Here is a 20,374-nt window from a genome sequence, read left to right on the forward strand (position 1 = left end):
GCGCTGAACAGCACCAGGATCAGCAGCCAGAGCATCATCGAGCCCTCGTGATTGCCCCAGACGCCTGACAACTTGAACAGCAGCGGCACAAGCGAATGGGAGTTCTCCCAGACGTTGGCGACCGAAAAGTCGGAGACGACGTGGGCGTAGGTCAGAACTCCGAAGGAGAACGCCACCAGCGCGAACATCGCCAGGGACCCTACAGAGGCCAGATCCATCATCGCACGGTCGAGGCGCCTTGCACCGATCACCGGAACAACCGAAACCACGAGCGCCGTCGCCAGCGCCAGGATCAGGGCATAGTGGCCGATCTCGATGATCATTGCACCGCCTCTCCTTCCTTCCAAAGCCCTTGGGCCTTCAGCTTGTCGGCGACTTCCTTCGGCATGTATTTCTCGTCGTGCTTGGCCAGCACCGTATCGGCGGTGAAGACGTCGCTGCCCGTTTCGAAACGCCCCTCGGTCACCACGCCCTGGCCCTCGCGAAAGAGGTCGGGAAGAATGCCGGTATATCGTACCCTGACCAGATCGCCGGTCGCATCGGTCACCGCAAACTGCACTGTCGATCCCCCCCCGCGCACGATGCTGCCCTCGCCCACCAGGCCACCGAGACGTATGCGCGTTCCAGGCGGCACCGGGTTCTTGGCGATATCCGCAGGCATATAGAAATAGGCCACCGACTGGCTGAAGGCGAACATGACGAGCAGCACGGCGGCAATGATGAAGCTCATGCCGCCACCGATCACCGCGAGGCGCTTTTGCTTGCGTGTCATTCCGTCATTCCCTCTCAATGCCAAGTTCGCGCGCCAGTGCGACCAGTTGCTTTCCTTGTTCGCCCGTCGCAGGGAATACCGCGAGTCCACGCTGCAACGCGTCGACCGCGTGCGCCTTTTCGTTCAATACGGCATAAGAACGCACAAGCCGCAGCCAGCCTTCCAGATTGTTCGGGTCCTGGGTAAGCTTGGCATCAAGGCTTTCCACCATGCCGCGGATCATCTGTTGCTGGTCACCGGCACTCATGCTCTCGGCTGCGGCAACCTCAGCCTGGGTGGGATTACCGGGCGCGCTCGCGGCGCCGCTCGGCGACACGCCGCCATCCATCGCAATGCCAAGTTCTTGCGCCAGCGCAAGGAGTTGCTTGCCTTGTCCGCTGCTGGCCGGAAACGTTGCCAGTCCGCGCTTCAGAGCCGCAACTGCGCGATCCGTGTCTTTCAATACGACATAAGAGCGGACAAGCCGTAGCCAGCCTTCCAGATTGTTCGGGTCCTGGGTCAGCTTGGCATCAAGGCTCTCCACCATGCCGCGGATCATCTGTTGCTGGTCGCCCGGAGTCATGCTCTCCGCAGCGGCAACCTCAGCCTGCGTCGGATTACCCGGCACGCGCGCGGCACCGCTCGGCGGCGCGCCGCCATTCTTCGCAATGTGTTCGGCGACCAGCGGCAACCAGGGCGCGTCGGCCGGCGATTGCTTCGCGAGCGCCTCGAAGGCGACCTTGGCCTCTGCTGCCTGACCAGCCTGCTCCATGCTAAGCGCAATGTAGAACCGGGCCTTCGGATTGTCGGGATCTAGCTGAAGCGACTGCTCCAACACCTTGCGCGCATCTTCGGTGACCACACCGTCCGAGATCGCCATCAGCGTCTCGGCAAGGCCGTCCAGCCGCGCCGGGCTCGGCCCGAGCAGACGGATCGCGCGGCGATAGGCATTCTCGGCATCGGCGACACGCATAGTGTTGAAGTATATCGGTGCCAGGACGTCCCAGCCCTTGCCGTCATCGGGATTTTGCGCCAGGTGCCGCTCGGCCTTGGCGACCAGGATCGCCATATCGTTGCCGGGATTCTCAAGTCTGGCTTGCAGCGGCTGCGACGGCAAATCGGGTCGCCCAACAAAAATGTAAAGACAGAGCCCCACCATCGGCAGGAGCAACAGCACGAACGCCTCGGAAAGACGGTGATGTTTCGAGGCCTTGCGATCGATGACCGGCGCGGCCGAGACAGTGATCAGGCGCCGGCCAATTTCGGCTCGCGCGTAATCGGCCTCATCCTCTGAAATCAGCCCACCAGAGAGATCGCGATCGAGTTCCCGCAACTGATCGCGATAGACGGCAGCCTCCCCGGCATGCGCGTCATCGACCGCTCTCGTGTCACGCAGAAGCGGGTAAAGCAGAACGGCAGCGACGGCGGCCGTCAGAGCGGCCACAAGAATCCAGAAAAGCATAGATGCCAAATACTCGAAGCGAACATCTATTCCAACAAGCAAAGCCGCAATGACGATTATTTGAGGCGTTTGGCCGCAACATGGCCCGAGCAGTTAATTCTGCCGTCGCTCAGCCGAGGGGCGACCAACTGCCATTATCGTTTCGGCAGGCGGAACCGCGCGCCACCGTTTCCTTGCCGCCGATCGTCACGCTATGGGTATACTGACGGCAGTTCTGCGAGCCGACCTGGTAGGGTGCAGACGCGACGACCCTGCCGCTGACATTGCGCCCGCTCCAGACAACAGGCTGTCCGACTGCAGCACTTTCCAGCGCGCGATACTCGGCTTCCAGGGCGCGCTGGAGGTCGCTGTCGCTGATATCCACGCCGCTGCGACCGATGATGCCGCCCTGCAACGCCGCGATATAGGTAGCCGAAGCAGGAGGTTTCCTCGAGAAAAAGCCACCGCTTTTTGTCGATTGGCACGCTGAAAGCGTGATGGCGACAAGAAGCGAGGAAACGATCATGCCTTGCGAACGTAGCATCATTCAGCCGAACCAGAATTAGGTGTCAATTACGCAGCCACACGCGCACCAAGCCGTGTCGGCAATAAGGCAAAGCATGCTATGCAATCGCCTATGTCTATGTGACATCAAGCAAATGCTCACGCAACATCCTTTGTGATGCCAGGCAAAATAAGCCGGGCCTTCAATCCCTGCCATTCGCCGCGGGACAATTCGAGCCGCCCCTGATACTCGTTGGAAATCTCCGTCACGATCGAAAGTCCAAGGCCGGTACCCGGTTTGCTTTCGTCCAGCCGCTTGCCGCGCTTCAGCGCCTCGCGAACCTGATCCTGCTCAAGTCCTGGCCCATCGTCCTCGACAACGAGCTCGACCCAGTGGCGACGCCCGCTGCCTTCCGTGCCCTTGACCTCCTCCGGTGCTTCCGCGACGGAAACGCGAACCTTGGTCGCCGCGAAACGGGCGGCGTTCTCCAAAAGGTTACCGACGATCTCTTCTAGGTCCTGCTGTTCCATGGCGACCGCAACATGTGGCTGCGCCGCCGTGAGTTCAAACTGCTTGTCGGGGTTCAAGCGCCGCATCACGCGCACCAGGCGCTCAAGAGCGGGTTCGGCGTCGGTGCGGGCAAGCACGGATTCGCGTTGCGCCGCAATGCGGGCACGGTTCAGATACGACTGCACCTGGCCTTGCATCGCCTCAGCCTGGCCGCGCACGAGATCGCCGTGCGTGCGTTCCAGCACGCGCGCCTCGTTGAGCAGCACGGCAATCGGCGTCTTCAGGGAGTGGGCAAGGTTGCCGACCTGCATGCGCGCCCTCTCGACAATGCGGCGATTGCTGTCGATCAGCGCGTTGACCTCGTTGGCGAGCGGCAGGATTTCGCGCGGAAAATCGCCCTTCAACTGCTCGCTCTCGCCGGCGCGAATTCGCTCGAGCGCGGCGCGCGCCTTGTCGAGCGGCTTGAGGCCGTAGAGAATCGCCAGTGCGTTGACGATCAGGCTGCCGACACCGAAGCCGGCTAGCGCCAGGTAAAGGCTATGGGAGAAATTGCGAACGTCGTTCTCGACAACATCAACGTTGCCGGTCACGCGGAAGCGGGCGGCGCGACCGTCAGTATCCAGCACGACCTCGGTCTCGGCAACCTGGATCCGATTCCCCGCAGCATCCGTCACCTGATAGTAGCGCTCATAATTCTTGTCGAAGGGCGCTTCGAGAACAGAAGGTACAGGGATCGACGCGGAACCCAGCGAGGGCGACACGAGCGGCGGCGCCGTGTAGGTGCCGAGTGGTTCGACGACCCAATACCAGCCCGTCTTCGGCTGCGCAAAACGCAGGTCGCCAAGTTGCGGGCTGCCGCTGAGCGCCCCTTGGTCGCCGATCGTAACGGAATTGACGACGTTATAGAGCTGGGCGCGCAAAAGGTCCTGGAAGCCGCGCTCCGCGCTCTTTCGGTAGAGCGTCGAGATCAGCAACCCGATGACGACAAGCGCGACAGTCGACCAGATCGTGGTCAGCAGCAGGACGCGTGCAGTAAGCGATTTAATTCGCATTGTTCGGCGCTTGGATGCGGTAGCCGAGCCCGCGCACCGTTTCGATCAGATCGACGCCCATCTTCTTGCGAAGGCGCCCGACGAAAACCTCGATCGTATTGGAATCGCGGTCGAAATCCTGATCGTACATATGTTCGACCAGCTCGGTACGCGAAACCACTTCCCCCATGTGATGCATGAGATAGGACAGCAGCCGGTACTCATGCGAGGTCAGCTTCAGCGCCACACCATTGACTGTCGCCTTTGAGCTCTTGGTATCGAGCCGCACGGGGCCGCAGATGATCTCGGACGAGGAATGCCCCGCCGCGCGGCGGATCAGGGCGCGGATGCGTGCCAGCACTTCCTCGACATGGAACGGCTTGGTGACGTAGTCATCCGCGCCGGCGTCGATGCCCGCGACCTTGTCGCTCCAGCGGTCGCGCGCCGTCAGGATCAGCACGGGCATGCCGCGACCTGCGCCACGCCACTTTTCGAGCACTGTGACGCCATCCAGTTCCGGCAGTCCGATATCGAGAATGATCGCGTCATAAGGCTCGGTATCGCCGAGGAAGTGGCCCTCCTCGCCGTCAAAGGCCTGATCGACGACGTAACCGGCTTCCTTCAACGTGTCGCTGAGCTGCCGGTTCAGGTTGACATCGTCTTCGACTACCAGAATGCGCATCGGTCCGCTTTGCTCCGCTTGATCTCTTGGCGTCTAGATAGGGCGATTCTGCCTACATCGGAACCTTGACGGTCACTTTACGCGGGCGCTGTCCGTTGCCTTGGACGAGGACGGTGATGATGCAGCTGTCGCCAGCAGGCTGAACGGAAAGGAGCTGACCTCCCGTTTTTTCCACAACCTCACGCGCGGCCTCGCTGCAATCGCCTGCAACACGCACCGTCAAGGTACGCGGATTATCCGGTGAGGGCGACGTTATCGCCAGCCCGGCGGCTAGCGCTGCGACGCTCAAGGGAGAGGCCATGTGCAATGCTTTCAATGGATACTAACTTGGCCCAGACTATGTACTCAAGAGACCTGAATGGCAAATGAATGCCTTGTAATCCTTGATATTTAGAACAATTCCGAATTCACGCCAGGCGTGTTCAAAAGTCCGGTCGGCGAACGAAGCTTTCCGCTCGCCGCGCCGGATTCAAGAAACGGACTTGATGGTCGCCTTGGCGGTGACACGCCCGTAAGCAGCGAGCAGGCCGCCGAGTGCGCCAGCTATGTTGACGACTGTGTCGACCAACTGGCTCTTGTCCGTCGCACCAAGGTCGATACTGACAAAATGCAACACAGATGCGACGATTGAAATCAGCGCGCCCCAAATGGTCTTCGAACTGTACCAATTCTTCAGATCTATCATTTTCTCTCCTTCAAGATGAAATTCACACAACACATGTCGCGTGCGCCGGAATGCCGAGCGACACACGTTCCCCAAGTTGCCGGACACGCAGGCTGAGGCTGTTTTGCGGATGGCCGAAATCGGCGAGTTCGTCAGCGGTGGGATAAACCCACTCCGCCCTGTCGGATTCGCTTACTCTCAGAACCGCGTCACCGTCCATAATCTCGACGCGGTAGCGTTCAAACGGCTCATCCAGCGGAATTTCGGCGGCGAGCCAGTTGTCGGCGCTGTCGCGCCCGCGCCGGATCCAGGGACCTTCACGCCATCGTCGTTGCGCGCGCATCTGATGTGGACGGGGGCAAGCGGCGTCAGTGCCCGCAGGCCTCCCTCGAAGGCAAAGGGGCCGGCCTTCCCAGCCGACGAGGCCGTTTCGGCGATCCAATTCAACCGCAGGTCCATTTCGTCGCTGCCGAGGCCGAGCGGCTTGACCGCTTCGTCGAGCAGCACGACGGCCGAGCCGACTGCTGCCCCGGAAAGCATCGCATCCTCGGTGCCGGCAAGCGCCCGTAACAAGCCATGCAGCGCCCAACGCCCACTCTCTACCTCCTCGGCCTCCCGGAACGCCAGGACTTCCAGGCACCGTTGACCGACAAGAGCGCCATAAGGTTGGCGCCATTCAGAACTGAGGTCGCCGGTGCCGAAGCCAGGCCGCCATATGGCAGATCAAGTTCGAGCGGGAGTGACCAGTCAAAGCGGCCGACAACCCCTGCCGCGAGCGCGCATGTCAATGAGCCAATGCGGGCCGGCCGATCGAGTAGCACCCTGCCCTTGTAACCCTCGCTCGTAGCAGACGACGATAGCCCGATTGTTGTCCACGGTTTTGCAAAGGCTGCGCCTCGGGCGAAGCTCGAAGGATCGCTGCCATCGAATCGCGGCAGATCCATCAGCTGAACGACGGGAGAAAACAGGTTCGAGCCGCCCTCGCCGCTCGGCTTTGCACCAGTAACCGTCCCTGCACTCCTATCGACCGAGGCCGCAAATTCGCGCGCCTCGACCCGGCGGGCGTCCCCATCTTCGACGCGGGTGATCAGGAAGCGACCGTGGGGTCCGTCTGGGAGTGTAACGATATCGCCAGTCTGGATACGCATCTCATTCGGCGGCAGTGAGAACCGGATGGAGCGCCGGGCAATGCGATTGTCGCGCAACAACGCCTCGTTAGCGGCAAGCGCCGTCTCCTCAGGTACGACGGCTGTGAGATGCTGCTGAATGATCCGGTTCGTCGATTGCGCCACGCGATGGGAACGGGCGCTCGCCTGCTCATAATCGAGGTCGGGGTTGTAGAAGCTCAGCAAGGCTTCTGCGGCAAAATCGCTGTCATGACCACGCGTCTCCTGCCACAGCGGCTCGTCTTCGCGGTCCACAAGAATTTCGACTGGCAGCGCCGGCAGGCTTGTCCGCATGCGGGACCGGAAACGCAAAAGCCCCGCATCTTCGATCGCATCGATCCGGAACGCTTCCTGGAGTGGCTAGATCAGGCTGCGCGCGGAGTCCCCCTGCACATACCCCGACAGATCGCCGCTGACCTCCGATACGTCGAAATCGTCAAAGCCGTGTTCCCGCAGCACCGCGGCCACGACCTCCGCCGGAGTGCCACCACCGAGCCTGCCGTTCAGCCAATGCCCAATCCTCCAGTTGGCGCCGTCACTCCATGTCGATGTATTCAGCGCGGAAAGGCCGGAAAAGGCCGCGCGTCCCACGACCAGACGAAAAGGTGCGCCGGATCGACCATTCCGGCCGGAGGACCACCGCTGGTCCACGACGCGTGATGCGCCTCCAGGAAACGCCGCTGCATGGTGTCGGCTCGGCTTCGGTTGGAAAAATAGGGAGCTGCACTTTCCGACGCCGCCGCGAAGACCGGCGCCGATGATACGGATCATGTCGGCTGCCTTCAGCTGTCCGCGCGAGAAGCGCTCGGCCAGACCGACGAGATTGTCCGCGGAGAACGCTGTCTCCAGTTCCGCCAACGCGTCAAGCATGAGGCAGAGGATCCGCTGTTCACCATCGATGACAGCCTCGATCTCGCCGCGGCGCCGGTTCGCCCTTGCCCCCGCCGCCCGCATCAGAGCGCCTCGAAGCTGATGACGCCGGCCGATTCCAGCGCCAGCTCGAACATCACCTCGCCATTATACTGGCCGGAATATTCGAGCGCGCTCGCCTGGAACGGCCCCGCCACCGTTTTGTAAGCCGTACCGTTGAATATCTTCAGGAGCAGGTCCTTGCCCTTCTGCGCCACCGTTGTCCGATCCCTTCGAGGAAACAGGCGCAGCCGGCGCCCTTGGTGTCATCCACTTGTCACTTTCAACCAGCCGGCGAAGCTGCTACGACCTTGCCCGCCCCCACCCCGTTCGCGTCAAAGCCCTCCATGTCTCGATCCATCCCCCTGCGCTCGGTGCAGACGATTGCCGTGCTTGCCGTCACCCAGCTGATTGGCTGGGGCAGTACCTTCGACATGCTCGGTGTCATGGGGCGCGTCATCGCGCCGGATCTCGGCTTGCCGAATGAGGTGGTTTTCGGCGGGTTGAGCATCATGATGGTCGTCAGCGCCCTTGTCGGCCCTGCGACGGGCCGCCTGCTCGCCCGGCATGGAGCCGCCCGCGTGCTCGCCGCCGCGTCGATTACCTTCACGATCGGCCTGCTGCTGTTGTCAGCCGCGCACGGCCTCGTCCTCTATGGACTTGCCTGGATTGCGATCGGCGCCGGCGGCGCCTTCGGTCTTTCCGCTCCGGCCTATACCGCCGTCGTCGAGCGAGCCGGACCTGACAGCAAACGGGTGATTGCCATCCTCATGCTGTTCACCGGCCTTTCGAGCGCGATCTTCTGGCCGATCCTCAGTCAGCTGAACGCGAGCGTCGGCTGGCGCATGACGTTTCTCATCTGCGCGGCGCTGCAGTTTTTCGTCTGCCTGCCGCTGCATATTTTCGCCCTGCCGAAGCCGATCGCCTTTACTGCGGACAGCAGCGCCGCACAGGAAACGCCGGTGCCGCTTTCGCCTGCGGGACAGCGCAAGGCCTTCCTGCTGATTGCCGCCGCAACGACGATATCGACTTTCGTGACTTTCGGGGTGTCGCCATCGCTGCTCGAAATACTGCGTCAGTCAGGCGCCTCGCCTGCGCTGGCGCTGCAGCTCGGTTCGGCACGCGGCGTGATCGGCATTTCCGCCCGCATCCTGGATATGCTCCTCGGGCGTCGCGGCAATCCGATCCTCAGCGCCGCAATGGGCGTGAGCCTGATGGTCTCAAGCTTCGTGATGATGCTGCTGATCCCGCCCTCGACGCCACTGCTCGTCACCTTCATCCTGCTCTATGGCTTCGGCTCCGGTGTCATGACCGTTGCCCGCACCCCGCTGCCGCTCGCCCTGTTCTCGCCGCGCGAATTCGGGCTGCAATCAGCCCGCCTGTCGCTGCCGCAGAACCTCGCCAATGCCATCGCACCCGTCGTCTTCACGGCGATCCTCGATCGCGCCGGTGCCGGAACCGCAATCGCGACATGCGCCGCGCTCGCCGTCATCTCGCTCGGCTTCGTGCTGACGCTGGCTGCGCAGGTCAAGGCAGCGACCAGGGTATACGAACCGGCCTGAGAGATGCAGGCAGTTGCTGCGATGGGCGGGACATTTCAGGTCACCTTCCCATCTTCTTCATAAGCAGCCCACCGCTTGATCTTGGAGGAGAAACAACATGGACCGGTTCACTGGCGGTTGCCGCTGCGGCAATGTCCGCCTCGTGGCTATTGGACGCCCCTATCGGGTCGGCATTTGTCATTGTCTCGACTGCCGCAAGCATCATGGCGCACTCTTTCACGCATCCGCGATCTTTCCTCAGGATGCGGTGACGGTCGAAGGCGAGACAGGTGAGTACGACGGGCGGTTCTTCTGCCCCCGCTGCGGCTCCCCGGTTTTCGGGCGCTCCGGGGATGAGGTCGAAGTGAACCTCGGATCGCTCGATGCTCCCGACCAGTTACAGCCAACTTACGAACTCTGGACCATCCGCCGCGAGTCGTGGCTGCCGCCGTTTCCGCTGGCGAGACGATACGAAGGCGACCGCGACGCCACGAGCCGCTTCGAGGCCTAGGTTGCGTCGCTATGCAGCGGCGGCTCCGTCACAGCCCGATAGCGCAACTCGGCGACATAGAGCTTCGTCTTCGGTTCGCGGCGGCTCTGCGTCCTGAGATGCAGCAGGCTGACGAGGTGATACGCTCCAAGATCGAGCGCCACATCCTGCAGCAGGGCGTGGAGACGCGAGGCCACCAGCTGCGCCTGCCTTCGCCCACCCACGTCGAAGCAGATTTCGAGCGACACCAAATGCTCCTCGCCTCTCTCGGTCGAAGTCGAATAGTCGTTGCTGACGAGTTCGCCGATCAGCACGCAAGGAAGCTTTCGCCCGGTCACCAGCCGATCGCGGATACCGTCGTCGCCGATCATGACGAGAAGCTCTGCGTCGCCGGTCAGGCGTGCATGGATACCCGTCAGCAGTTCATTGGCTGCGCTCATGGCTCTCGCCTCCGTTTGCCGGCGAATTACCTGCGGTATCTCTAGCTAGCCGCGCCAGGATCGCCGCCAGATCGCGGAGCGTGATCGAAAGGGCAGTGCTCATCGTAACTCTTCCTCGCAGAGGCAGCAGAGGTAGCGGCCGGTCTCATCCGGATCGCGCCAGGTGCCGATGGCAAACAGCCGATCGCCCTTGCGCAGCCGCATCCCGGCCCTGATGTCGCTGCGGAACCGCAGCCAGATACGGTGGGTCAGCGTGAAAACATCCGCGCCCGCCCGCTCCTCGCGCACTTCGCTCACCGGCTCGATCCGCGCCCACATGGAAGCAATTGCGGCAAAGGTGACGGTCGCGCCACCCTGCCCGTCCGGCGCTTCTTCCGGCGCCTCCAGGTCGAGCGCGCGGTCATCTGGCCGGGATCGAAGAAGACGGATCGCATCGGAGCCTCCGCATCAGGAACGGCGCCACCAATCGGTTGTAACCAGCGGGTACGTCTGCTGGCTGGTCCTCGACGGCGACGGCGCCCCTGAAGGCGAACATCTGGGCGACATGCATCAGCATCGCCCGCTTCAGTGTGTCGGGCACCTCGGCACCGCTCTCGCCGAAGCCGGCGGAAAAATCGATCTCGATGCCGCTTGCGGCAATGGCAGGGTTCAAGTTTCGAGCCAGCACAGACGCGCCGGCCGGGCAGTACCGTCAAGCACATGGCCGGCCGCGGGCAACACCACTTCCTCGCCCACCTCATCGTAAATGCTCAGGCTTTCAACCGCTTGCACCGGTCCCTTGGCAATCTGAATCACGCGATCTTCAGGTAACGATTCAAGATGGAGGCGCCAGACCTGGGTGATCAGGCAGAGGCCCGTCGTGCGCTCCGGATGCTCGCGGGCGACGCTGATCAGCGAGGCCAGCAGCGCATCTTCGCTGCCGTCATCAAGCCGCAGATGGGCCTTCACTTCCGCAAGCGTCAGCGCTTCCGCCGAAGGTGGGGTAATCAGTGCAAAAGTCATGGACGATCTTGGATTGGTTTGATGCAGGCATATTCGGCAGGCGGATACGGATAGTGGCCGCACCCGCCTTGCCCCGATCAACTCACGGCGAACTTGATGAGCTTGATCGCCTCGAAATTCTGCACTCCGCCGCCGACTCGCTTGGTTGTGTAGAAGAGCACGTAAGGCCTGGCGGAATAGGGATCGCGCAGCACGCACGCCGGTGCGGTCGACGACGAGATAGCCGGCGCGGAAGTCCCCGAAGGCGATCGACAGCGCGTTGGCCGCGATATCGGGCATGTCCTCGGCCTCGACAACAGGGAAGCCGACGAGCGAAGCCGCCTTTGGTGCACCTCGCGCGCCCGGGCCACACCCTCGGCAAGCATGCCCTCGACAAAGAGACCGCGGCTATCCTCGCGGATGGTCTTCCAGGCGCCGATCGGCTCTGCCGGGTCATGCTGGAAGAGCGTGCGCACGCCGCACGCCCCGCGTTCAGCCAGCGACTTGCGGAAGGCGCCGCGCTCGATGGCATCCTTGCCGAGATCGACTTCGCCAAAGACGCTGGCATAGCCGGAGAAGCTGCCGTCGCGCTTCAGCCCCCTCAGCTCCAGATTGGCGAACTTGCGCGTATCCGCGCCCATGGGTGATCGCACCAGCGCGCGGCTTGCGGTCATGATATTCTCCTCGTTGTAAACTGTTATTCCGGCTAGCGCCCGCGCGCCGTATCGTCCGGCGAGGCGCGACAGGATGCCGAGACCCCACCAGGCACAGATGCCTGCCGCCGCCGACCCGACAGCACGACCTCAGAGGCCGAGAGGCGATCCGCCAGCGCCAGCCTTTCGGCAATCCAGATACCCGTCGGGCCGCCGAAGATCGTCCCGCAGGCAAGGCCGGTGAAGAAACGGCTCGCAGCCTCCCGTCGGCTTTTCGGCAGGAGATAGACGAGCGACACCGCTGCCCCCGCCGACGCGCCGAGCGCCCTGGTCGCCCAGAGCCCGGCATCGTTGGAAAGGTCTGTCATCGCAGGGATCCTTGGTTGGCGAAGAACGGCAGCCGACCGGCGGTCACGACTTCGCGCCGCCGTATTCGGGGTGCCGTCCTCGCACTTCAGCGAATCTTTTGAATCGCTTGGGTGCGTTTGCTCGAACATTGAGTCCAGGCGCTCAGAGTTTGATTCATGCGCCGGCGCAGGCTTTCAATACCCCACCGCCTGGCGCTTCTCCTCGCCCGTGAAGAACGCCGCGCTTCCCAACCTTGTCCATAGTTGATCGCGTTCCGCCGCAAGCCCGGCCACCTTGTCGAGATCGGACTCAAGCCGCAGGCGGTCTTCGTAATGTCCGGAGAGCCAGGCGGAAAGCGAGGCCGCGGTGCGGGTCAGCATCGGCAGCACGGTCAGCCGATAGAAGGCGCGGTTCGCCTCCTGGTAATAGGCATAGGTGTTGTCGCCGGGAATGCCGAGCAGCATCGGCGGCACGCCGAAGGCAAGCGCGATGTCGCGGGCAGCGCGCCTCGACGAAATCCATGTCCTTCGGCGACAGCCCCATCGACTTCCAGTCGAGCCCGCCCTCGAGGAGTAGCGGGCGTCCGGCGCGCATCGGGCCGGAATAGCCTTCGTCGAGTTCCTGTTTCAGCCGCTCGTACTGGTCGGGCGAGAGATTGCCGCCCTCCTTCGGCTGGTAGACCAGCGCGCCTGACGGGCGGGCCGAATTGTCGAGCAGCGCCTTGTTAAAGGTCGCCGCCGCATTGGAGAGATCGAGCGCCACTTGGGCGGCCGCAAGCGGCGGGAAACCGAGATGATGTCGAGTGGATCGAAGAGCTTCAGATGCATTAGCCCCAGCCCCTCCGTCTCCGCCGGAGAGCGTCGCACGGAACCGCCGGCGCGATAGTCGTAAGCCTCGGGCCACCCATCCCTGCCCTCGACGATACCGATGCGATCAGGCCGCAGCAGGTGCAGCTCACGCACATTTCCGCCGACCATCAGCGGCTCGACATAGGCATTGCCCGACAGCAGCAGGTGCCCATAGAGCGCCTCGAAGAAATCGGCGACCCATGCGTCCGTTTGGCTGGCCGAGCAGAGAGAGGATGGCATGATCCGGCCGCTCATGATCGCCCTCGTAGAGCAGCCACGGCACCGAGGCTGCGGCTTCCGCCACTAGCCTGACACTGCGGTGTGCGACCGGGTTCTTCATGAAGCCCTCGCGCGACAGTGCCGCATAGGAGCGCCCCGTCCAACTCGCCCGCCCCCCTGCGGCAAGCGACATGAAGCCACCTGCGGCCTTCTTCTCGGGCACGGTCCTGCGACCCGCCGCGGAGCTCCACGGCAGCAATGATCTCAATCTCATGGTTGGTATCCCGGAGTTAGGCGGACTCTCAAGCCTGCGGCGTGGCGACAGCCAATCGCAGGTGGAGCCCGATCAGGCCTTGAAGGCGACTTCTATGGTTTGCCGGTCCTGCGCCACGATCCGGCACTTGGTCTCGAAACCCTCGCCCTTGATGATCAGGACGAATTCCGCAGGTATGCCAGCGGAATTGGAGACGGAGAGCCCGGCGCTGTCGGTACCGAGCGAGCGTATGGTGCAGTCGATCGTCGAGCGGCGGTCGTTGAACATGATGGACCCCGCTTTCAGGACGCGACGGCGCGAACCAGTCGGACCATCAGCGCCGATAGAGTTCCACGACACGCATCGGTTTCGACCGTTGTGCTTGGCGTGGTACATTGCGGCATCGGCCTGAGCCAACAGCGTCTCGATATCCCTGGTGATGATCGAAAGCGCCGAAATGCCGAAACTTGCTGTCACGTTCAAGTCGCCGAAAGCTCCTCGGATCGGCCGGGACGCGATCGCCATCCTTACCTTTTCGGCGACCGCGAACGCCTCTTCGCGATTGATATGCGGAAGGAGAATGGCAAATTCCTCTCCCCCGAGCCGGCCGAACAGATCTCCCGCCCGCAGGCTCGCCTTGCAGGTTTCGGTGACCGCATGGAGCACCTGATCCCCCGCGGCGTGGCCATGGGTGTCGTTGACGCTCTTGAAGCGGTCGATGTCCAGAACAATGCAGGACAGGTCATGCTGGTGTCTCAGGGCAAGCGACAGAAGTTGATCGGCCTCCTGCCGGAAGGCACGGCGGGTAAGCGTGCCCGTCAGGCTATCGGTCGCGGCCGACTGCAGCAGCTCGATCCGGTCCATCGCCACGCCCGCCAGTTCGTGGAGAACAGAAAGATCCCTGGACCCGAACGATCTGGGGCGGCGATCGATCGCACATACCGTTCCGATAACGTGGCCACTCTTGGTTTTCAAAGGCACCCCGGCGTAAAACCGCACGTGGCTTTCTCCCGTTACGGCCGGGTTGTGCGCGAACCGCGGATCGCGGGTCGCATCCTGTACGAAAATTGGTTCCTCATGGTCGACCACGTAACGGCAGAACGTATCTTCGAGCGGAACCTCGTCCGCCGCCAGCCCAGAACATGCCTTGTACCATTGCCGATGCGCGTCGATGAGGGACACAAGGCCGATCTCGACCGCGAAGATCTCCTTGATCAGCCGCACGATGCGCTCGAAACCTTCGTCCTTCGGGGTATCGAGGAGGTCAAGCTGCTCCAGCGCCGCGAGACGCTCGATTTCCCGCTTTTTCGGGTCCAAGCACGACGTCCCGAAAGCCCTCACAACCACCATGCAGCATCGCTCCTAGCCCAGCTGAGATAGCATGCGTCTCATACATTCGTGAAGAAATTCAATACCGCTTTCCCCATCACATTATCGATGGCTTGTCAGAGTGGGACGGGAGATGCAGGCCTCCCTGCTTGCCGTCTGGGGGCGCCATAGCCTAGCCAGATTAACGCGAGACGCCCGGGTCCTTTCACGCTATGAAGGGGACCCTAGATCCCGCCTGTCAGATACCGAGGTTTCCAGATGGCTTTGAAAGTCCTTTTCATTGGCGGCACCGGCCAAATCTCTTACCCATGCGTCGAGCGCGCCGTTGCCGAGGGTCATGATGTCAGCGTTTTCAACCGCGGCCTGAGACAAGACCCTTTGCCTGCAGGCGTGACCTCGATCGTGGGTGAACTTGGATCGACCGCCTACGCGGATCTCGCCAGGGCCAACTTTGACGTCGTATGCCAGTTCATCGCCTTCACGCCCGACCAGATTACGCGCGACATCGAGGTGTTTACGGGGCAATGCGGTCAGTACATTTTCATCTCCTCGGCCTCGGTCTATGAGAAGCCGCCACGTCACTATGTGATTACCGAGAAGACACCGGCGATCAATCCGTACTGGCCCTACAGCCAGGCCAAGATTGCCTGCGAGGAACTGCTCAAGAAATCCGAGAACCTGGCCTGGACGATCGTCCGCCCCAGCCACACGGTACGCACCGGTGTGCCGATGATGTTGGGCGATAGCGACATCATGGCAAGGCGCATGCTGGACGGCGAGCCCACCATCGTGGCAGGCGACGGCCACACGCCCTGGACACTGACCCGCTCGGTCGATTTCGCAGTGCCTTTCGTCAGGCTTTTCGGCAAGAAGGCGGCGCTTCGCGATGTTTTCCACATCACCTCCGACCGCGCGCATATCTGGAACGATATCCAAAGGGCGATCGGCAGATTGCTCGGCGTCGAGGCCAAGATCGTTCACGTGCCGACCGACACCCTGATCAAGTATAATCCGGCCTGGGAAGGTCCCTTGATCGGCGACAAGGCCTGGACTGCGATCTTCGACAATTCGAAGGTCAAGCAGGTCGCAGGTGACTTCACCTGTGCTGAAAGCCTGGATGAGATCCTCGCCGAGCCCATCATGCACCTGAAGCAGCGCCTCGCCAAAAATCGTCCACCGAAGGGTGAACTCGATGCTCTGGTCGACAGGATCTGCGCCGCGCAGAGCGCTCTCGGCTAGGCCTGCCGTCCAACCGCATCCCTAACTGGCGCATTGGAGGGCAGGCTGCATCAGCGCAGCGGCCGCTTCACCGCCGTGTTGCTCTCGTAATCCGCCGCCATCCGCATTTCGCGGATTGGGCGCACGAGGTCGATGGAGCGCTGGTAGTCTGGATGCGCCTTGTAGGCGGCAAGAGCAGCTTCGTCCTCGAATTCGCCGTAGACAACGAGGTCGACATCGGTGCCTAGCTGGTCGGTCTTGATGTTGGTGCCGATCTCCAGCAGGCGGGCGTGCGGGATCGCCGTCAGGATCGACAGGCCGGCGCGCACCTTTTCCAGTTGGTCCGCGGGCGCTGTGAAGAAGACGATGTGGCGGATCACGCGGAACTCCTGTGAGCGTCTAGCCGAAGACCCGCGCGATAGCACGCAGGAGCCAGGCCTTCAACCGCGCAAGCGCACCTGCCGGCCGTTCGCGACGGATGGCCGCAAGGAAGGTCTTGCCGTAGCCGGCGAGCTTTTCCGCCCGGTCCGTACCGTTGACGATGCGGCGCGCATTGACCCAGTCCTCCGTCGTCTCGTTCAGGTGGTCGGCGAGCTTATGAGTGGCGAAAGAGCCCTGGACCATACCTTCGATCAGGATCGAAACGGCGGCGTCCATCTCCATCGCCCGGTCGGGCTCGGCCACGAGATCAATGCCGGTCAGCAAGCTCATCGCCTCGTAATTGCGCTTGTGGGTGAGCTGCACCAGGCCGCGGCCGAGCCAGCACTTGCCGTCCTCGTCTGGCCGCCAGTAAGGCGTCTTCACCCAGGAGAGCTTGCCTGACGCATAGGCATTTTCCAGGATCTCAATCGCCCTTGCGTCGGTCGTCGCCAGCGTCTCGCGCACCGGCTGCATCGTATAGGCCGTCTCGTGGTAGGCGGTCGCCATGATGTAGGCGAGCCAGCGCGGATCGGCCTCAGCCATTCGCGTTTCCCAGAAATCGAGAATCGCGGTCATGCCCTCCACCTGCGGCTGATTAAGCGCTCCCTTAAAGAGCGCATGGCGCACAGTGTTGAAAAAGAAGGGCCTGTCGATGTGGATAACCATAATACCAGCCTCAAAAAGTGGTACGGCGTTCTACGTCTCAATCGATTAAAATTAATTCAATCGTTTAAAGTGTTTAAGCGCCTGATTTACACGTAGTTTAAGCCGTGCCAGTGATTAACTCACCGTTAAATCCAGCCTCGGAGGAGAGCATGCAGCAGCCGGCCAACAGCAATCAGCCGACCATTCCCCAGCATGTCGTCGACCAGCTCGAAAACGAGTGGCGTCAAGTTCGCCCGGAGCCGCAGTCGCCACGCCCAGCACAACAGCAACCTCAACGCTAGTCCTCAGACACCCCTCACCCGGCGTTCTCCGTATCCCTCCAGCATCGGTGCCGTCAGCGCCCAGACCAGCGCATCCAGCCGGTCGGGCGAACGGCCGGATGAAAGCCCGTCCGGGCCGAAGTTGCACATCTGGTCTTCCAGCGCGACGAAGCGCCCGGCATGGGCAACGCGCCCCTGTTCGTAGAGTGCGGCAACCGGTTCGGCCCTGAGGTACTTACCGCGCGTCGCGCGCACGGTCGAGACCGGCAGGCTCTCGTCGATGCTTTTCAGCATCGATGGCGGCCAGAAACACAAAAGCCGGGTCGAACGCCCGGCTTTCAGATCCGAAAAGCTTTGCCTCGGCACTCCGCCGCGCCCGCAACTTTCCGACTATGCCATAACCCTATCAAACGACCGTCACGCCGTCAAGGATTATTTTCCTATCAAGTGAAAATTTTCCAAAGCCACCGGACTGCTTGAGTTTTTCTGATTGGTCCACATCCATCAGCATGTGCTAATTTTATCGCCATGAACCAGGAAGAGCTCATTTCCTTTGCGCTCAGCCTGCCGGAGGCGGTCGAGAGCGCGCATCATGGCACGCGCGATTTTCGCGTGCGCAGCAAGATATTCCTGACGGTGCCGGAACAAGACTATTGCGTCGTCCGCCTGACGCCCGACCAGCAACACATGACGCTGGCGGTGGCGCCCGACGACACGGCCGCGGTGCCGGGCGGCTGGGGACTGCGCGGCTCGACCCGGCTTTTCTACGGCAAGGCGAGCGACGAACTCGTGCATGGCCTCGTGCGCAAGTCATGGCAGAACGCCGCGCCAAAAACCCTGCAAAGACAATTCGTTGTCATTCCATCCGGCTAGATCGAATCAACGATAGCCGGTAGCGTCGGCGGCTTTGCCTGCGTCCATGACCTCGTCCATGTACCGCCAGCAGTCCGGCCGCGAGCCGTCCACATCGTCAAAGCCGTAGATCTTGGCGAGCCCGCCGCTCGACAGCGACTGGCCGCTCCAGCGGACGCGTTCTGGATCGGCGGCAACGGCTGCCACCGCCCGGCCCGTGAAGCGCGGTGTCTCGGAGATGATGAAATGCGGCTGCACGGACGTCGCGTCGCGCCAGTTCTCCTCTCGCACATTGAAGATATCGAGCATCATTTCCGAGCGCATCCAGCCGGGCGTCAGCGCCACAGCCGTCGCGTCATGCGGCGCAAGATCCTTGGCATGCGCCCAGGCCATGCGGATGGCGCCCGTCTTGACGAGGTCGTAATATGGGCAGAGGCGGTAATGCGTGGCGTTGTATTCGGCCGTGCCGTCGGTCAGTTCGACCAGCAGCCCGCCGGGGTGCTCGACCATCAGCGCCAGCGCGAAATGCGCGGTGATCAGATGGGTGTCGATCGCCAGCCGCAGCATGTGCAGCCCCTTGTCGAGCGAGTGCTCCCAGACCGGCTTGTTCCATTCCGTCAGATGTTCGCCGCCCCAGATATCGTTGACCAGGATATCGAGCCGGCCCTGTTCGCGGCGGATCCTTTCGACCAGCACCTCGACTTCCGAAGGCATGGTATGATCGACGCGAACCGCGATCCCCTCGCCGCCCGCAGCGGTTACCATCTCGGCGGTCTCCTCGATCGTCTCCGGGCGGCCATACTCCGATTGCTTCTCCCGCGTCGTGCGGCCGGTAACGTAGACCGTTGCCCCGGCGGCCCCGAGTTCCAAGGCGATCCCGCGACCTGCGCCGCGCGTGCCTCCGGCCACAAGGGCGATCTTTCCTGAAAGCGCTGCTGTCACGTGCTTGTCCTCCACGCTGGACCAGGCGCAATGGGTGTTCGCCATTGCACTTGAATATAAACGAACGTTCGTTCATATTCGTCGCGAACACAAGAGGAATTTTCATGCCGCGACCCCGTACGCTTTCCGACGAACAGCTTCTCGACATGGTGCTCGGCCTCGTCCATTCGGAAGGTCCTGACGCGGCAAGCTTCGGCGCGGTGGCGAAGATCAGCGGCCTTTCCGGCTCGACGCTGGTACAGCGCTTCGGCACCAAGGCTGCAATGCTGCGGGCCTGCCTGCTGCGCGCCTGGGACCGGCTGGACATGGAGACGACCCGGCAGATCCAGTCTCTTCCCGAGACACCCGAAGGCGCCATCAACTTGCTCGCCGGCCTTTCCAGGGATTACGGCGACGATGCCGCGTCCTACGCTGAAGGCCTGCTGGTACTGCGGGAAGATCTGCGCGACCCGGCCTTGCGTGCTCGTGGGGCTGCCTGGGGAAAGACACTGGCGGCAGCGCTCGACCGATCCCTCGGCGCCCAAGGCAAAACGCCGCTCGGACGGCTGATTCTGTCGCAGTGGCAGGGCTGCCTGCTCTGGTGGGGCTTCGAGCCGCAAGGCTCGATCGAAGACTATGTTCGCGCTGAGCTGAGAGAATTCCTTGAGACGGTCGCTCAGCCAGCGACTACTTAGCCGCCTCCGGCTGCTGGGCCTGCGCCTCGTCGCCCACTGTCAGCGGCCAATCCACCACATAATCCTCAAAGTCGTCGACCTTGACCTCGGTTTCGTCAATCGTCCGGCCGCGCGCCGAAATGCCGGCGGCATGCACAGTCTCGGGATCGCCAGAAACCAGGGGATGCCACCAGTAAAGATCGCGCCCCTCGTTGATCAGCCGGTAGCCGCAGGTCGGCGGCAGCCAAGCGATCTCGTCGACGTTTTCCTTGGAGAGCTGGACGCAATCGGGCACGAAATCCCAGCGGTTCTCGTAGGAGGAACAGCGACAGCTGTGGTCGTCGAGCAGCTTGCAGCGGATCGAGGTGAAGTAGATGTCGCCGCTATCCCACTCCTCGAGCTTGTTGAGACAACAGAGGCCGCAGCCGTCGCATACGCTCTCCCATTCGGTCGTCGTCATCTCGGCGAGCGTCTTCGTCTTCCAGAAGGGTACTTCTTCCATCATTCCGTTCTTGCAACAGCTCCGCGCAAAATCGCGTGAGAGCTTCCATTTCTCTTGTTCTTGTCAGCCAAATCAACCAATGATTCACCAAGCTCCGGTT

General features: G+C 62.3%; 19 protein-coding genes and 11 pseudogenes. 5 read left to right on the forward strand and 25 right to left on the reverse strand.

The window, feature by feature from the left end; translation table 11 throughout:
• The 12 genes and pseudogenes from AC1DPR_RS28320 to AC1DPR_RS28375 all read right to left on the reverse strand — a co-directional run.
• Positions 1 to 323, reverse strand: a pseudogene (locus tag AC1DPR_RS28320) (heme lyase NrfEFG subunit NrfE); the annotation flags it as partial.
• Entirely contained in the window at positions 320 to 772 is a 453-nt protein-coding gene (ccmE, locus tag AC1DPR_RS28325) for a cytochrome c maturation protein CcmE (protein ID WP_025661001.1), read from the reverse strand. The gene ccmE and the pseudogene AC1DPR_RS28320, both read right to left, overlap by 4 nt.
• A gap of 319 nt (positions 773 to 1,091) precedes the next feature.
• Positions 1,092 to 2,213, reverse strand: a pseudogene (gene ccmI, locus AC1DPR_RS28330) (c-type cytochrome biogenesis protein CcmI); the annotation flags it as partial.
• A 109-nt stretch (positions 2,214 to 2,322) separates the two neighbouring features.
• Positions 2,323 to 2,739 (reverse strand): hypothetical protein, encoded by a 417-nt coding sequence (locus AC1DPR_RS28335; RefSeq protein WP_113471193.1) that lies wholly within the window; start codon positions 2,737 to 2,739, stop codon positions 2,323 to 2,325.
• Between the two features lie 116 nt (positions 2,740 to 2,855).
• Positions 2,856 to 4,259: a sensor histidine kinase gene (locus AC1DPR_RS28340; RefSeq protein WP_018860061.1), complete on the reverse strand. Its 1,404-nt coding sequence runs from the start codon at positions 4,257 to 4,259 to the stop codon at positions 2,856 to 2,858.
• Positions 4,249 to 4,920 carry a response regulator transcription factor gene (locus tag AC1DPR_RS28345; protein ID WP_018860060.1) on the reverse strand — a complete coding sequence of 224 codons (672 nt, stop codon included), beginning with the start codon at positions 4,918 to 4,920 and terminating at the stop codon, positions 4,249 to 4,251. Before AC1DPR_RS28345 ends, AC1DPR_RS28340 begins: the two co-directional genes overlap by 11 nt.
• 52 nt (positions 4,921 to 4,972) lie before the next feature.
• A complete protein-coding gene (locus AC1DPR_RS28350) occupies positions 4,973 to 5,221 on the reverse strand; it encodes a hypothetical protein (protein ID WP_018860059.1) in 249 nt (82 codons plus the stop codon).
• A gap of 168 nt (positions 5,222 to 5,389) precedes the next feature.
• Entirely contained in the window at positions 5,390 to 5,605 is a 216-nt protein-coding gene (locus AC1DPR_RS28355; RefSeq protein WP_018860058.1) for a hypothetical protein, read from the reverse strand.
• Positions 5,606 to 5,782: 177 nt separating this feature from the next.
• Entirely contained in the window at positions 5,783 to 6,157 is a 375-nt protein-coding gene (locus AC1DPR_RS28360) for a hypothetical protein (protein WP_477817675.1), read from the reverse strand.
• A gap of 26 nt (positions 6,158 to 6,183) precedes the next feature.
• Positions 6,184 to 7,062 carry a phage tail protein gene (locus tag AC1DPR_RS28365; protein WP_477817676.1) on the reverse strand — a complete coding sequence of 293 codons (879 nt, stop codon included), beginning with the start codon at positions 7,060 to 7,062 and terminating at the stop codon, positions 6,184 to 6,186.
• A gap of 426 nt (positions 7,063 to 7,488) precedes the next feature.
• Positions 7,489 to 7,704 (reverse strand): annotated as a pseudogene (locus AC1DPR_RS28370) (gene transfer agent family protein); the annotation flags it as partial.
• A pseudogene (locus AC1DPR_RS28375) lies at positions 7,704 to 7,826 on the reverse strand (phage tail tube protein); the annotation flags it as partial. The pseudogenes AC1DPR_RS28375 and AC1DPR_RS28370, both read right to left, overlap by 1 nt.
• Positions 7,827 to 8,006: 180 nt before the next feature.
• On the opposite strand from AC1DPR_RS28375, the gene AC1DPR_RS28380 reads away from it, so the two are divergent.
• Together AC1DPR_RS28380 and AC1DPR_RS28385 are read left to right on the forward strand one after the other, a co-directional pair.
• Positions 8,007 to 9,221, forward strand: a complete 1,215-nt coding sequence (locus AC1DPR_RS28380; RefSeq protein ID WP_113471194.1) for an MFS transporter — start codon at positions 8,007 to 8,009, stop codon at positions 9,219 to 9,221.
• Positions 9,222 to 9,318: 97 nt separating this feature from the next.
• The gene (locus AC1DPR_RS28385) at positions 9,319 to 9,711 is read left to right on the forward strand and encodes a GFA family protein (RefSeq protein ID WP_018860054.1); all 393 of its coding nucleotides are present in this window, start codon (positions 9,319 to 9,321) and stop codon (positions 9,709 to 9,711) included.
• Here the strand turns inward: AC1DPR_RS28385 and AC1DPR_RS28390 are convergent.
• The 8 genes and pseudogenes from AC1DPR_RS28390 to AC1DPR_RS28425 all read right to left on the reverse strand — a co-directional run bounded on the left by AC1DPR_RS28390 (position 9,708) and on the right by AC1DPR_RS28425 (position 14,782).
• Positions 9,708 to 10,130, reverse strand: coding sequence for a DUF3168 domain-containing protein (locus AC1DPR_RS28390; protein ID WP_113471195.1), 423 nt, complete (start codon positions 10,128 to 10,130; stop codon positions 9,708 to 9,710). The genes AC1DPR_RS28385 and AC1DPR_RS28390 overlap by 4 nt on opposite strands.
• A gap of 99 nt (positions 10,131 to 10,229) precedes the next feature.
• Positions 10,230 to 10,564 (reverse strand): annotated as a pseudogene (locus tag AC1DPR_RS28395) (phage head closure protein).
• Positions 10,531 to 11,132: pseudogene (locus tag AC1DPR_RS28400) on the reverse strand (head-tail connector protein). Before AC1DPR_RS28400 ends, AC1DPR_RS28395 begins: the two co-directional pseudogenes overlap by 34 nt.
• Positions 11,133 to 11,209: 77 nt before the next feature.
• A pseudogene (locus AC1DPR_RS28405) lies at positions 11,210 to 11,477 on the reverse strand (phage major capsid protein); the annotation flags it as partial.
• Positions 11,459 to 11,785: pseudogene (locus tag AC1DPR_RS28410) on the reverse strand (HK97 family phage prohead protease); the annotation flags it as partial. The pseudogenes AC1DPR_RS28405 and AC1DPR_RS28410, both read right to left, overlap by 19 nt.
• 30 nt (positions 11,786 to 11,815) lie before the next feature.
• A pseudogene (locus tag AC1DPR_RS28415) lies at positions 11,816 to 12,132 on the reverse strand (DUF6107 family protein); the annotation flags it as partial.
• 174 nt (positions 12,133 to 12,306) lie between these two features.
• A pseudogene (locus tag AC1DPR_RS28420) lies at positions 12,307 to 13,453 on the reverse strand (phage portal protein).
• Between the two features lie 72 nt (positions 13,454 to 13,525).
• Positions 13,526 to 14,782: a sensor domain-containing diguanylate cyclase gene (locus tag AC1DPR_RS28425; protein ID WP_113471196.1), complete on the reverse strand. Its 1,257-nt coding sequence runs from the start codon at positions 14,780 to 14,782 to the stop codon at positions 13,526 to 13,528.
• A 237-nt stretch (positions 14,783 to 15,019) separates the two neighbouring features.
• On the opposite strand from AC1DPR_RS28425, the gene AC1DPR_RS28430 reads away from it, so the two are divergent.
• Positions 15,020 to 16,000, forward strand: a complete 981-nt coding sequence (locus AC1DPR_RS28430) for an SDR family oxidoreductase (protein WP_113471197.1) — start codon at positions 15,020 to 15,022, stop codon at positions 15,998 to 16,000.
• A 50-nt stretch (positions 16,001 to 16,050) separates the two neighbouring features.
• Here the strand turns inward: AC1DPR_RS28430 and AC1DPR_RS28435 are convergent, their stop codons facing one another.
• The 3 genes and pseudogenes from AC1DPR_RS28435 to AC1DPR_RS28445 form a co-directional block, all read right to left on the reverse strand.
• Positions 16,051 to 16,359 (reverse strand): Dabb family protein, encoded by a 309-nt coding sequence (locus tag AC1DPR_RS28435; RefSeq protein WP_018860049.1) that lies wholly within the window; start codon positions 16,357 to 16,359, stop codon positions 16,051 to 16,053.
• Positions 16,360 to 16,378: 19 nt separating this feature from the next.
• On the reverse strand, positions 16,379 to 17,065 hold the full coding sequence (locus tag AC1DPR_RS28440) for a lysozyme family protein (RefSeq protein ID WP_113471198.1): 687 nt from the start codon (positions 17,063 to 17,065) through the stop codon (positions 16,379 to 16,381).
• Positions 17,066 to 17,349: 284 nt separating this feature from the next.
• A pseudogene (locus tag AC1DPR_RS28445) lies at positions 17,350 to 17,622 on the reverse strand (phage terminase large subunit family protein); the annotation flags it as partial.
• Between the two features lie 231 nt (positions 17,623 to 17,853).
• Here AC1DPR_RS28445 and AC1DPR_RS28450 point away from each other — a divergent pair.
• Entirely contained in the window at positions 17,854 to 18,198 is a 345-nt protein-coding gene (locus tag AC1DPR_RS28450; protein WP_018860044.1) for an MmcQ/YjbR family DNA-binding protein, read from the forward strand.
• 6 nt (positions 18,199 to 18,204) lie between these two features.
• Here the strand turns inward: AC1DPR_RS28450 and AC1DPR_RS28455 are convergent, their stop codons facing one another.
• A complete protein-coding gene (locus AC1DPR_RS28455; RefSeq protein ID WP_113471203.1) occupies positions 18,205 to 19,119 on the reverse strand; it encodes an SDR family oxidoreductase in 915 nt (304 codons plus the stop codon).
• 104 nt (positions 19,120 to 19,223) lie between these two features.
• Here AC1DPR_RS28455 and AC1DPR_RS28460 point away from each other — a divergent pair, with 104 nt between their 5' ends.
• Positions 19,224 to 19,793, forward strand: coding sequence for a TetR/AcrR family transcriptional regulator (locus AC1DPR_RS28460; protein WP_113471199.1), 570 nt, complete (start codon positions 19,224 to 19,226; stop codon positions 19,791 to 19,793).
• Here AC1DPR_RS28460 and AC1DPR_RS28465 read toward each other — a convergent pair.
• Entirely contained in the window at positions 19,786 to 20,274 is a 489-nt protein-coding gene (locus tag AC1DPR_RS28465; RefSeq protein WP_169682928.1) for a YcgN family cysteine cluster protein, read from the reverse strand. The genes AC1DPR_RS28460 and AC1DPR_RS28465 overlap by 8 nt on opposite strands.
• Positions 20,275 to 20,374: the final 100 nt, after the last annotated feature.

The organism is Rhizobium sp. 01T417, from assembly GCF_056398905.1.

Bases quoted from the DNA above. Each gene is read 5' to 3' on its own strand.
- ccmE (WP_025661001.1), bottom strand. From the start codon at position 772: ATGACACGCAAGCAAAAGCGCCTCGCGGTGATCGGTGGCGGCATGAGC.
- AC1DPR_RS28335 (WP_113471193.1), bottom strand. From the start codon at position 2,739: ATGATGCTACGTTCGCAAGGCATGATCGTTTCCTCGCTTCTTGTCGCC.
- AC1DPR_RS28340 (WP_018860061.1), bottom strand. From the start codon at position 4,259: ATGCGAATTAAATCGCTTACTGCACGCGTCCTGCTGCTGACCACGATC.
- AC1DPR_RS28345 (WP_018860060.1), bottom strand. From the start codon at position 4,920: ATGCGCATTCTGGTAGTCGAAGACGATGTCAACCTGAACCGGCAGCTC.
- AC1DPR_RS28350 (WP_018860059.1), bottom strand. From the start codon at position 5,221: ATGGCCTCTCCCTTGAGCGTCGCAGCGCTAGCCGCCGGGCTGGCGATA.
- AC1DPR_RS28355 (WP_018860058.1), bottom strand. From the start codon at position 5,605: ATGATAGATCTGAAGAATTGGTACAGTTCGAAGACCATTTGGGGCGCG.
- AC1DPR_RS28380 (WP_113471194.1), top strand. From the start codon at position 8,007: ATGTCTCGATCCATCCCCCTGCGCTCGGTGCAGACGATTGCCGTGCTT.
- AC1DPR_RS28385 (WP_018860054.1), top strand. From the start codon at position 9,319: ATGGACCGGTTCACTGGCGGTTGCCGCTGCGGCAATGTCCGCCTCGTG.
- AC1DPR_RS28390 (WP_113471195.1), bottom strand. From the start codon at position 10,130: ATGAGCGCAGCCAATGAACTGCTGACGGGTATCCATGCACGCCTGACC.
- AC1DPR_RS28425 (WP_113471196.1), bottom strand. From the start codon at position 14,782: ATGGTGGTTGTGAGGGCTTTCGGGACGTCGTGCTTGGACCCGAAAAAG.
- AC1DPR_RS28430 (WP_113471197.1), top strand. From the start codon at position 15,020: ATGGCTTTGAAAGTCCTTTTCATTGGCGGCACCGGCCAAATCTCTTAC.
- AC1DPR_RS28440 (WP_113471198.1), bottom strand. From the start codon at position 17,065: ATGGTTATCCACATCGACAGGCCCTTCTTTTTCAACACTGTGCGCCAT.
- AC1DPR_RS28450 (WP_018860044.1), top strand. From the start codon at position 17,854: ATGAACCAGGAAGAGCTCATTTCCTTTGCGCTCAGCCTGCCGGAGGCG.
- AC1DPR_RS28460 (WP_113471199.1), top strand. From the start codon at position 19,224: ATGCCGCGACCCCGTACGCTTTCCGACGAACAGCTTCTCGACATGGTG.
- AC1DPR_RS28465 (WP_169682928.1), bottom strand. From the start codon at position 20,274: ATGGAAGAAGTACCCTTCTGGAAGACGAAGACGCTCGCCGAGATGACG.